This window comes from Streptomyces sp. NPDC047982 (assembly GCF_043204165.1).
Lineage (GTDB): Bacteria > Actinomycetota > Actinomycetes > Streptomycetales > Streptomycetaceae > Streptomyces.
The window spans coordinates 12,046-24,084 of the sequence record NZ_JBIDBS010000020.1 but is presented as its reverse complement, the minus strand read 5'-3'; the positions used below and the strand labels follow the sequence as shown (position 1 = coordinate 24,084).

Genomic DNA, 12,039 nt, shown 5'->3' with positions numbered 1-12,039 from the left:
AGGCAGGCCGGCTGATGGCTGTCCACACCGGCCAGTCGGTGGCGAAGGCCGCGGGCGACGACGTCGCCCGCGGCCGGAGCCGCGGCACTGGCAACCCTCCGCCGCCGAGCAGGCTCCGGCGGGCGCTGTCGACCCACTGGTACGCCTGGGCCATGGTCGCCCCGGTCGTCGTCGTGATCGGCGTCATCATCGGCTATCCGCTGGTCCGCGGCATCTACCTGTCGATGACCGACGCGAACGAGCGCAATGTCGCACGGTCCATCGGCGTCAACGAGCTGCCTGCCACGTACGAGTTCGTGGGCCTGGACAACTACACAGAGGCGCTCACGGGCGACCAGTTCCTCGGCACGCTCGGGTGGACCCTGGTGTGGACGGTCTCCTGCGTGGCCATCACCTTCTGTCTCGGCCTGGCCCTCGCCAATATCCTCAACCGGCGGATCGCCGGGCGCTCCGCGTACCGGATGGCGCTCATCCTGCCCTGGGCCATCCCCGGGTTCGTCTCCGTCTTCGCCTGGCGGTTCCTCTACAACGAGGACCGCGGGCTGCTCAACAAGATCCTCTCCGGCGCCGGGATCGACGGCATACCCTGGTTGAACGACCCCACCTGGGCGAAGTTCTCCGTGATCGCCGTCAACGTCTGGCTCGGCGTGCCCTTCATGATGGTCGCCCTGCTCGGCGGGCTGCAGTCGATCCCCAGCGAGCACTACGAGGCCGCCGAGATGGACGGCGCCACCGCCTGGCAGCGGTTCCGCCACATCACCCTGCCCGGACTGCGGCCGGTCTCCACCACGGTGGTCCTGCTCTCCACCATCTGGACCTTCAACATGTTCCCGGTGATCTTCCTGCTGACCCGCGGCGGACCCGGCGAGGCCACCCAGATCCTGGTCACCCAGGCGTACAAGTTCTCCTTCGAGATCAGCCCGCGCGACTACGCGCAGTCCTCCACCTGGGGCGTGCTGATCCTCGTGCTCCTGCTGCTCTTCGCCGCCGTGTACCGGCGCGTCCTTCGCACCCAGGGAGACGACTGGTGACCACCGCCCCCGCGAACCCCGCCCCGGCGACGAGCGCTCCCGCGACGACCGCCGCACGCCGTCCCGCCCGCAAGGTCCGGCCGCGCGGCGAGCGCGCGCCGATCGCCTCCGTCGGGCTGCACCTCACGCTGATCGTCGCGTCCGTGATCGCCGTCTTCCCCGTGCTGTGGGTCCTGCTCACCTCGCTGAAGCCCGCCGCGTACGCGACCACCACCGACTTCTTCAAAGAGACGACGTTCGAGAACTACACGAACCTGATCCAGGACACGAAGTTCCTCACCTGGTTCGGCAACTCCCTGCTCATCGCGGGACTCACCACGCTCCTCGGCGTCATCGTCTCCGCCTCCACCGGCTACGCCGTCAGCCGCTTCCGCTTCCCCGGCAAGCGCGGGCTGATGTGGACGCTGCTGATCACCCAGATGTTCCCGGTCGCCGTCCTCATCGTGCCGATCTACAACATCATGTCCGGCATGGGCCTGCTGAACCAGCCCGCCGGCCTCGTCATCACCTACCTCACCATCTCGGTGCCGTTCTGCGCCTGGATGATGAAGGGCTTCTTCGACACCATCCCGCGCGAGATCGACGAGTCCGGGCAGGTCGACGGCCTCACCCCGTTCGGCACCTTCTGGCGGCTCGTCCTGCCGCTGGCCAAGCCCGGTCTCGCCGTCACCGCGTTCTACTCCTTCATCACCGCCTGGGGCGAGGTGGCGTACGCCTCCGCCTTCATGGTCGGCGAGGACAACCTCACCCTCGCGGGCGGCCTCCAGCTGTTCGTCAACCAGTACGGGGCCCAGTGGGGGGCGATGACCGCCGCGTCCGTGCTCATCGCGATACCCGCCGCCCTGGTCTTCCTCTTCGCCCAGCGCCACCTGGTCACCGGCATGTCCGCCGGAGCCGTCAAGGGCTGACCCGCACCCCGAGCCCTCGTACGCACCACGTCACCGCGCCCGCCGGAACCCCACCCGGTCCCGGCGGCGTACCCACCCCGACACCCCAGGGACGACATGACCCAGCACCTCGCTGCCCCCTCGACCGGCCCGTCCGCCGACGCTCCGGCCCACCAGAACGGCTGGTGGCAGGACGCGGTGATCTACCAGGTCTACCCACGGAGCTTCGCCGACGGCAACGGTGACGGCATGGGCGACCTCGCGGGCGTACGCAGCAGACTCCCGTACCTCAAGGACCTCGGCGTGGACGCGGTCTGGCTCAGCCCGTTCTACGCCTCCCCGCAGGCCGACGCCGGCTACGACGTCTCCGACTATCGCGCCATCGACCCCATGTTCGGCACCCTGCTGGACGCCGACGCGCTGATCCGGGACGCCCACGAACTGGGCCTGCGGATCATCGTGGACCTCGTGCCCAACCACTCCTCCGACCAGCACGACTGGTTCCGGCGCGCCCTCGCCGAGGGCCCCGGCTCCGCGCTGCGCGACCGCTACCACTTCCGCCCCGGCAAGGGCGAGCACGGCGAACTCCCGCCCAACGACTGGGAGTCCGTCTTCGGCGGCCCCGCCTGGACCCGGACCACGAACCCGGACGGCACCCCCGGCGACTGGTACCTCCACCTCTTCGCGCCCGAGCAGCCCGACTTCAACTGGGAACACCCGGCCGTCGCCGACGAGTTCCGCTCGATCCTGCGCTTCTGGCTCGACATGGGCGTCGACGGCTTCCGGGTCGACGTCGCCCACGGCCTGGTCAAGGCCCCCGGACTGCCCGACATCGGCAGCCGCGACCAGCTCAAGCTGCTCGGCAACGACGTCATGCCGTTCTTCGACCAGGACGGCGTCCACGAGATCTACCGCTCCTGGCGCACCATCCTCGACGAGTACTCCGAGAAGAACGGGCCCGAAGGGCCTTCGCCGGAAGGGCGGTGGTGGGCGACGGGCGGGCGTATCGCCGTCGCCGAGGCATGGACCCCGACCGTCGAACGCACCGCCAACTACGTGCGTCCCGACGAGATGCACCAGGCGTTCAACTTCCAGTACCTGGCCACCGACTGGGACGCAGACGCCCTGCGCGAGGTCATCGACACCTCGCTCGCCGCCATGCGCCCCGTCGGCGCCCCCGCCACCTGGGTGCTCTCCAACCACGACGTGACCCGGCACGCCACCCGGTTCGCCAACCCGCCCGGCCTCGGCACCCAGATCCGCACCCCCGGCGACCGCGAGCTGGGCCTGCGCAGGGCCCGCGCCGCCACCCTGCTGATGCTGGCACTGCCCGGCTCCGCCTACGTCTACCAGGGCGAGGAACTCGGCCTGCCCGACGTCACCGACCTGCCCGACGAGGTCCGCCAGGACCCGTCGTTCTTCCGCGCGGAGGGCCAGGACGGTTTCCGCGACGGCTGCCGGGTGCCGATCCCGTGGACCCGCGACGGCGGCTCGTACGGCTTCGGCAGCGGCGGTAGCTGGCTGCCGCAGCCCGACGGCTGGGGCGACCTGAGCGTCGAGGCGCAGACCGGCGTCACCGGCTCCACCCTGGAGCTGTACCGGGCCGCGATCGCCGCCCGCAGGGCCCACCCCGGGCTCGGCGCCGGAACCTCGGTGGAGTGGCTCCAGGCCCCCGAGGGACTGCTGATCCTCGCCCGCCCCGGCTTCGTCTGCACCGTCAACACCACGGACCGCCCGGTCCGCATCCCGGTGCGCGGCAACGTCCTGCTGTCCAGCGCCCCGGTCGTCACCGACGGCGCCGCGATCGACCTGCCCGCCGACACCACGGTGTGGTGGACGGTGTGACGACCCCCCTGGCCAGGGCCTCTCTTCCGGATCAGGACGGATCAGGGAGCGGGGACCGGCGCGTGCAGCTGCAAGGCGGAGAAAGGAGCCGACGCGGAGTGTCGGCAACTGACGACAACGCCGCAGATGTGCGCGCCAGCCCCCGCGAGCCCGGCAAGGTCCGGAAGGGAGGCCCTGGGGCCGGCGGTGCGCCGAGGCTCTCGGACATCGCCGGACGGGCGGCGGTCAGCGAGGCGACCGTCAGCCGGGTGCTCAACGGGAAGCCCGGTGTCGCTGACGCCACCCGCCGGCGGGTGCTCGCGGCGCTGGACGTCCTCGGCTACGAACACCCCGTACGGCCGCGGCGGCGCAGCGCCGGGCTGATCGGGCTGGTGACGCCCGAACTCACCAACCCGATCTTCCCCGCGTTCGCGCAGTCCGTGGAACAGGTCCTGGCCGGACACGGCTACACCCCGGTGCTCTGCACCCAGATGCCCGGCGGCGCCACGGAGGACGAACTCGTCGAGCAGCTCGTCGAACGCGGCGTCGACGGGATCGTCTTCCTCTCCGGGCTGCACGCCGACCTGTCGGCCGACCCGGCCCGCTACGCCGCGCTCGTCGAACGCGGCGTCCCGTTCGTTCTGATCAACGGCTACAACGAACGGATCAGCGCCCCGTTCGTCTCGTCCGACGACGTCGCGGCCGTACGGATGGCCGTCGGCCATCTCGCCGATCTGGGCCACCGCAGGATCGGCCTGGCCATCGGCCCGCAGCGCTACGTACCGGCCCGCCGCAAGCGCGAGGGCTTCGTCGAGGCCGCCGTCGACCTCCTCGGCCTGGACCGCGCCGAGGCCGAACTCCTCGTCTGCACGACCCTGTTCAGCGTCGAGGGCGGTCAGGTGGCCGCGGGCGCGCTGCTCGACCGGGGATGCACGGGCATCGTCTGCGGCAGCGACCTGATGGCGCTCGGCGTGGTGCGCGCCGCCCGGGACCGCGGGCTCCACGTGCCGCGCGACGTGTCGGCGGTGGGCTTCGACGACTCGCAGCTGATCGCGTTCACCGACCCGCCGCTGACGACGGTGCGCCAGCCGGTGCACGCGATGGCGGGGGCCGCGGTGAGCGCCCTGCTGGAGGAGATCGGCGGCAGCCCGGTGCAGCGCACGGAGTACGTGTTCCAGCCGGACCTGGTGGTACGTGGGTCGACCGCCGCGGTCGGCGGGGCCAGGGAGCCTGTCGCGTGACCTGACAGGCTCTGCCCGACCGGCCGTGGCCCGCGATCGACGTACCCCGCACCGTGACCCGCGTTCCCGCCCCCGCACCGTGACCCGCGCTCCCGTACCCCGCACCGTGACCCGCATTTCTCCCCGTAACAGGAGGAAACATGGCACGCACAGCACTGCGCGGACTCCTGTCCGCGGCGTTCGCCCTGACGGCGGGCGCCACCGTCCTCATGGCCCCCACCGGCACCGCCGAGGCGTCCGCGGCGGGCGACAAGGACGTGACCGCCGTTCTCTTCGAGTGGAATTTCGACTCCGTCGCCGGGGCGTGCAAGGAATCCCTCGGCCCGGCCGGTTACGGCTACGTACAGGTCTCACCGCCCCAGGAACACGTCCGGGGCGACCAGTGGTGGACGTCGTACCAGCCGGTCGGCTACCGGATAGCCGGGCGGCTGGGCGACCGGGCCTCCTTCGCCGCCATGGTGAACACCTGTCACGAAGCGGGTGTCGGGGTGGTCGTGGACTCCGTCGTCAACCACATGGCGGCGGGCTCCGGCACCGGCACCGGAGGCACCGCGTACACGAAGTACGACTACCCCGGCGTGTACTTTGCGCCCGACATGGACGACTGCACCGCGCCGATCACCGACTACCGGGACCGGGCGAACGTCCAGAACTGCGAACTCGTCGGCCTCGCCGACCTGGACACCGGCGAGGAGTACGTCCGCGGCAGGATCGCCCGCTACCTCGACGACCTGCGCTCGCTCGGCGTCGACGGCTTCCGTGTCGACGCGGCCAAGCACATGCCCGCAGCCGATCTGGCCGACATCAAGTCCCGGCTGAGCGACCCGGACGCCTACTGGAAGCAGGAGGTCATATACGGGGCGGGGGAGGCCGTCCAGCCGGAGGAGTACACCGTCAACGGGGACGTCCAGGAGTTCCGCTACGCACGCGGCCTCAAGCAGGTCTTCACCGGCGAGAAGCTCGCGTACCTGAAGAACTACGGCGAGGGCTGGGCCTTCATGCCCTCGTCGAAGGCGGGGGTCTTCGTCGACAACCACGACACCGAACGCGGCGGCGACACGCTCAGCTACAAGGACGGCGCGGCGTACACCCTGGCCAACGTCTTCATGCTGGCCTGGCCCTACGGCTCGCCCGACGTCCACTCCGGCTACGAATGGTCCGACAAGGACGCCGGGCCGCCCCATGGCGGTACGGTGAACGCCTGTTACCGCGACGGCTGGAAGTGCCAGCACGCCTGGCGCGAGATCTCCTCCATGGTCGCCTTCCGCAACACCGCGCGCGGCGAACCCGTCACCGACTGGTGGGACGACGGCGGCGACCGGATCGCGTTCGGCCGCGGCGCCAGGGCGTACGTCGCGATCAACCACGAGGGCTCCTCGCTGACCCGCACCTTCCAGACCTCGCTGCCCGCCGGTGAGTACTGCGACGTCCAGTCCGGCAGGGGCGTCACCGTCGACTCCACCGGCCGCTTCACCGCGACCCTCGGCGCCGACACGGCCGTCGCTTTGCACGTGGGCGCCCGTACCTGCGGCGGCTGACCCGACCGGCCGGTCCGGGGCCGTCCGCCACCCCCGGCGCCCCGGCCCTCCACGCCACCCCGGCGCCCCGGACCTCGGCACGCGCCGCCGACGGGCTCCGCCCCGTCCCCCGATTCCCGCAGCACACGCAAGGAGACCCGCACGTGTCCCGTTCCCGCCTCGGACGGGGAATCGCAGCCGCGCTCTGCGCCGCGCTCCTCCCCGTCGTCCCGGCGGCCTCCGCCTCCGCCGCGCCGAGACCCCCGGCCCCGCCCACCGACGCCCGGCTCGCCTCCGAACCGGCGCGTCACGACCTGACGCGCGAACAGTTCTACTTCGTCCTGCCCGACCGGTTCGCGAACGGCGACCCCTCCAACGACCGCGGCGGGCTGACCGGTTCACGCCTGAAGACCGGCTTCGACCCCACGGACAAGGGCTTCTACCAGGGTGGCGACCTCAAGGGCCTGACCGACCGCCTCGACTACATCAAGGGCCTCGGCACCACCGCCATCTGGCTCGCCCCGATCTTCAAGAACCGCCCCGTCCAGGGCACCGGCAAGGACGCCTCGGCCGGCTACCACGGCTACTGGGTCACCGACTTCACCCGGGTCGACCCGCACTTCGGCACCGACGCGGACCTGTCGGCACTCATCGACAAGGCCCACGACAAGGGCATGAAGGTCTTCTTCGACGTCATCACCAACCACACCGCGGACACCGTCGACTACGCCGAGAAGACCTACGGATACCGGCCCAAGGGCGCCTACCCCTACCTCGATGCGAACGGCCGCCCGTTCGACGACACCGAGGGCATGGCGAAGGTGGACGCGGACTCGTTCCCGTACACCCCGAGGAGCGGCGGCGGCAAGGTCCCCGCCTGGCTCAACGACCCCACCGTGTACCACAACCGCGGTGACTCCACCTACGCCGGCGAGTCCACCACGTACGGCGACTTCTCCGGCCTCGACGACCTGTGGACCGAGCGCCCCGAGGTCGTCTCCGGCATGGAGCGGATCTATGAGAAGTGGGTCCGGGACTTCGACATCGACGGCTTCCGGATCGACACCGCCAAACACGTCGACCTGGACTTCTGGACCCAGTGGGCGACGGCCCTGGACGCCTATGCCGCCGAGCGGGGCCGCGAGGACTTCTTCATGTTCGGCGAGGTCTACTCCGCCGACACCGCCGTCACCTCGCCCTACGTCACCCGCGGCCGTCTCGACGCGACGCTCGACTTCCCGTTCCAGGACGCGGCACGCCAGTACGCCTCCCGGGGCGGCCCCGCCTCGAAGCTCGCCGCGGTCTTCGCCGACGACTTCCGCTACACCACCGACAAGGCCAACGCCTACGAACAGGTCACCTTCCTCGGCAACCACGACATGGGCCGCATCGGGACGTTCCTCAAGGAGGACGACCCGAAGGCCGACGACGCGGAACTCGTCGAGCGCGTCCGGCTCGCCAACGAGTTGATGTTCCTCAGCCGCGGCAACCCGGTCGTCTACTACGGCGACGAGCAGGGCTTCACCGGAGCGGGCGGCGACAAGGACGCCCGCCAGTCCCTGTTCGCCTCGAAGACCGCCGACTACCTCGACGACGACCGGATCGGCACCGACCGCACCCACGCCGCCGACGCGTACGACCGAGGCCACCCCCTGTACCGGAGCATCGCCGCGCTCTCCGAACTGACCAGGAAGAACCCGGCCCTGCGCGACGGCGTCCAGACCGAGCGCTACGCACAGGACTCCGTCTACGCGTTCTCCCGTACGGACCCCCGTCGTGCCGTCGAGTACGTCGTCGCGTTCAACAACGCCGAGGAGCCGCGGACCGTCGAACTGTCCACCGCCTCGGCGCACATGAACTTCCGTACGTTGTACGGAGGTTCGGCGGATGTCCGCAGCGGCGCCGACCGGCGGATCACCGTCACCGTGCCCGCGCTCTCCGGCGTCGTGCTGCGCGCGCGCAAGCCGATGGCCACCCCGGCCACCCCGCCCTCCCTCACCCTGAAGGCACCCGCCGCCGGAGCCACCGGCACCGTCGAGATATCCGCCGACGTCGACGGCGGACAGCTGAACCGGGTCGTCTTCGCCGCCCAGACCGGCAACGGGAAGTGGGTCACGCTCGGCTCCGCCGACCACGCCCCGTACAAGGTCACCCAGACCGTGCCGGAGACGGTGACCGAGGGAACTCCCCTGCGCTACAAGGCGGTCGTCGTCGACCGTGCCGGCCGCACGGCGAGCGCCCTCGCCGCCACCACCGCGGGCCGGGCGCCCGCGGCCGAGAAGCCCGTCGCGGTCGCACGCGACTACGCCGTCGTCCACTACCGGCGTGCGGACGGCGACTACGACGGATGGCGGCTGAAGGCGGGCGACACGTCGGCAGGGTTCACCGGGCGGGACGCCTACGGCGCCTTCGCCTGGATCAAGCTCGACGAGGGCGCCTCCTCCCTCTCGTACACCGTGGAGAAGTCCGGCACCGCCGACGGACCGCGGCGCACCATCGACCTCGCGAGGACCGGACAGGTCTGGATCGAGCAGGGCGAGGACGGCCAGGCCGACGAGGCCCCCGACGGCGCCTACCCGCCGCAGGACGCCACGAAGGCCGTGCTGCACTACTACCGGCCCGACGGCGACTACGACGGCTGGGGCCTGCACACCTGGACCGGGGCCAAGGACCCCACCGACTGGGCCCGGCCCCTCCAGCCGGTGAAGAAGGACGCCTCCGGCCTCACCTTCGAGGTCCCGCTCACCGACGGCGCCACCTCGCTCGCCTACATCCTGCACAAGGGCGACGAGAAGGACCTGCCGAGCGACCAGTCGCTCGACATCGCCACCTACGGGCACGAGGTCTGGCTGCTCGGCGGCACCCCCGGCTATCTGTTGCCGCAGACCGGCACCGCCCCCGCCCCCGACCTCTCCAAGGCCCAGGCGCAGTGGATCGACGCCGAGACCCTTGTCTGGGACGCCGAGGCCACCGGGGCCACCAGCCGGCAGCTCGTGTACGCGACGGACGGCGCCATCTCCGTCGTCGACGGGGCGCTCTCCGACGAGGGGCGGTGGATCCGGCTCACCCCGTCCGCGCTGTCCGACGCGCAGAAGGCGAAGTACCCGCACCTCAGGGACCGTCCGGCCTTCACCGTCGACGCCCGGGACCGGGACAGGGTCCGCGAGGCGCTGCGCGGTCAGCTGATCGCCACCCAGCGCGCCGCGAACGGCGCCCTGCTCGCCGCGACCGGCGTCCAGACCGCGGGCGTGCTCGACGACCTGTACGGACGGCACGCGGCCTCCGTCCCGCTCGGCCCGGTCTTCGGCCGTGGCCGCCCCACCCTGTCCGTGTGGGCGCCCAGCGCCCGTACCGTCTCCCTCGAACTCGACGGCCGCGCCGTCCCGATGCGCCGCGACGACCGCACCGGCGTCTGGTCCGTCACGGGCACGAAGAAGTGGACGGGCAAGCCCTACCGCTACGTGGTGGACGTCTGGGCGCCCACCGTCGGGAAGTTCGTCACCAACAAGGTCACCGACCCCTATTCCACCGCCCTGACCACCGACTCCGCCCGCAGCCTCGTCGTCGACCTCGACGATCCGGAGCTCGCGCCCCAGGGCTGGAAGGGGCTGAGGAAGCCCGCCGCCGTCCCGCTGCGCGACGCCCGGATCCAGGAGCTGCACATCCGCGACTTCTCGATCGCGGACCGCACCTCGAAACACCCCGGCCAGTACCTCGCCTTCACCGACACCCGCTCCGACGGTATGAAGCACCTCCAGCGGCTCGCCGACGCCGGTACCAACTACGTCCACCTGCTGCCCGCCTTCGACATCGGCACCGTCCCGGAAAGGAAGTCCGACCGCACCGAACCCGCCTGCGACCTGTCCGTGTACGCCCCCGACTCCGCCGAGCAGCAGGCATGCGTGGCCGCGGCCGCCGCCCGCGACGGCTTCAACTGGGGCTACGACCCGCTGCACTACACCGTCCCGGAGGGCTCCTACGCCTCCGACCCGGACGGCACCCGGCGCACCGTCGAGTTCCGGCGGATGGTGCAGGGGCTGAACGGCGCGGGCCTGCGCACCGTCATGGACGTCGTCTACAACCACACCGTCGCCGCCGGGCAGGACGACAAGTCCGTACTCGACCGGATCGTGCCCGGCTACTACCAGCGACTGCTGGACGACGGCACCGTCGCCACCTCCACCTGCTGCGCGGGCACCGCGCCCGAGCACACCATGATGGGCCGGCTCGTCGTCGACTCGGTCGTCACCTGGGCCCGGCAGTACAAGATCGACGGCTTCCGCTTCGACCTGATGGGCCACCACCCCAGGGCCAACATCCTGGCCGTGCGCAAGGCGCTGGACGCGCTGACCGTGGCGAAGGACGGCGTCGACGGGAAGAAGATCGTCCTGTACGGGGAGGGCTGGAACTTCGGCGAGATCGCCGACGACGCCCGGTTCGTCCAGGCCACCCAGAAGAACATGGCCGGCACCGGCGTCGCCACCTTCTCCGACCGGGCCCGCGACGCCGTGCGCGGCGGCGGCCCCTTCGACGAGGACCCGGGCGTGCAGGGCTTCGCCACCGGCCTGTACACCCACCCCAACACCTCACCGGCCAACGGCACGAAGGCCGAGCAGAAGGCCCGGCTGCTGCACTACCAGGACCTGATCAAGGTCGGTCTCACCGGCGGCCTCGCCGACTACGCCTTCACCGATTCCTCGGGCCGTGCCGTCAAGGGCTCCGACGTCGACTACAACGGCGCCCCCGCCGGCTACGCCGCCGCCCCCGGCGACGCCCTCGCCTACGCCGACGCGCACGACAACGAGTCGCTGTACGACGCGCTCGCCTTCAAGCTCCCGGCGGGCACGACGGTGGCGGACCGGGCCCGCGCGCAGGTCCTCGCGATGGCGACGGCCGCCCTCTCGCAGGGCCCCTCGCTCTCACAGGCGGGCACCGATCTGCTGCGCTCCAAGTCCCTGGACCGCAACTCGTACGACAGCGGCGACTGGTTCAACGCCCTGCACTGGGACTGCCGCGACGGCAACGGCTTCGGGCGCGGCCTGCCCCCGGCCGCCGACAACGCGTCCAAGTGGTCCTACGCCCGGCCGCTGCTGGCCGACCCCGCGCTGCGGCCGGGATGCGCGACGATCGAGGGCGCCTCGGCCGCGTACCGCGACCTGCTGACCATCCGCGCCACGGAACGGGACTTCTCCCTCGCCACCACCGAGCGGGTGCAGTCGGCCCTGTCCTTCCCGCTCTCCGGGACGAACGAGACACCGGGCGTGATCACCATGCGGGTCGGCAGACTGCTCGTCGTCTTCAACGCGACCCCCGGCACCACGACCCAGACGGTCACGGGCCTCGCGGGGAAACGGTACGCCCTGCACCCCGTCCAGGCGAAGGGCGCGGATCCTACCGTCAAGAAGTCGACATTTGAGCGAAGTTCGGGAAGGTTCACCGTTCCGGGACGCACGGTGGCGGTGTTCGCCCAGAACTGAGCCGCGGCAGTACTAGGTTGGGCACGCAGCCGCCGGGGGGTGCCGCACCCGCGCACCCTCCG

At 71.3% G+C, this 12,039-nt stretch carries 5 protein-coding genes and 1 pseudogene; all 6 read left to right on the top strand.

The genetic code is table 11. From position 1 onward, the window contains the following. The first annotated feature begins 14 nt into the window (after nucleotides 1-14). The 6 genes and pseudogenes from ACGF2V_RS23515 to pulA all read left to right on the top strand — a co-directional run bounded on the left by ACGF2V_RS23515 (nucleotide 15) and on the right by pulA (nucleotide 11,977). A complete protein-coding gene (locus ACGF2V_RS23515; RefSeq protein ID WP_362620265.1) occupies nucleotides 15-1,031 on the top strand; it encodes a sugar ABC transporter permease in 1,017 nt (338 codons plus the stop codon). After that, nucleotides 1,028-1,939: a sugar ABC transporter permease gene (locus ACGF2V_RS23510; RefSeq protein ID WP_392913013.1), complete on the top strand. Its 912-nt coding sequence runs from the start codon at nucleotides 1,028-1,030 to the stop codon at nucleotides 1,937-1,939. Before ACGF2V_RS23515 ends, ACGF2V_RS23510 begins: the two co-directional genes overlap by 4 nt. 96 nt (nucleotides 1,940-2,035) lie before the next feature. Next, nucleotides 2,036-3,763, top strand: coding sequence for a glycoside hydrolase family 13 protein (locus tag ACGF2V_RS23505; RefSeq protein WP_362620262.1), 1,728 nt, complete (start codon nucleotides 2,036-2,038; stop codon nucleotides 3,761-3,763). Nucleotides 3,764-3,891: 128 nt separating this feature from the next. Next, the gene (locus ACGF2V_RS23500) at nucleotides 3,892-4,983 is read left to right on the top strand and encodes a LacI family DNA-binding transcriptional regulator (protein WP_392913048.1); all 1,092 of its coding nucleotides are present in this window, start codon (nucleotides 3,892-3,894) and stop codon (nucleotides 4,981-4,983) included. 140 nt (nucleotides 4,984-5,123) lie between these two features. Continuing rightward, nucleotides 5,124-6,518, top strand: a pseudogene (locus ACGF2V_RS23495) (alpha-amylase family protein); the annotation flags it as partial. 146 nt (nucleotides 6,519-6,664) lie between these two features. After that, nucleotides 6,665-11,977, top strand: coding sequence for a pullulanase-type alpha-1,6-glucosidase (pulA, locus tag ACGF2V_RS23490; RefSeq protein WP_362703999.1), 5,313 nt, complete (start codon nucleotides 6,665-6,667; stop codon nucleotides 11,975-11,977). The last annotated feature ends 62 nt before the right edge of the window (nucleotides 11,978-12,039 follow it).

Bases quoted from the DNA above. Each gene is read 5' to 3' on its own strand.
- ACGF2V_RS23515 (WP_362620265.1), top strand. From the start codon at position 15: ATGGCTGTCCACACCGGCCAGTCGGTGGCGAAGGCCGCGGGCGACGAC.
- ACGF2V_RS23505 (WP_362620262.1), top strand. From the start codon at position 2,036: ATGACCCAGCACCTCGCTGCCCCCTCGACCGGCCCGTCCGCCGACGCT.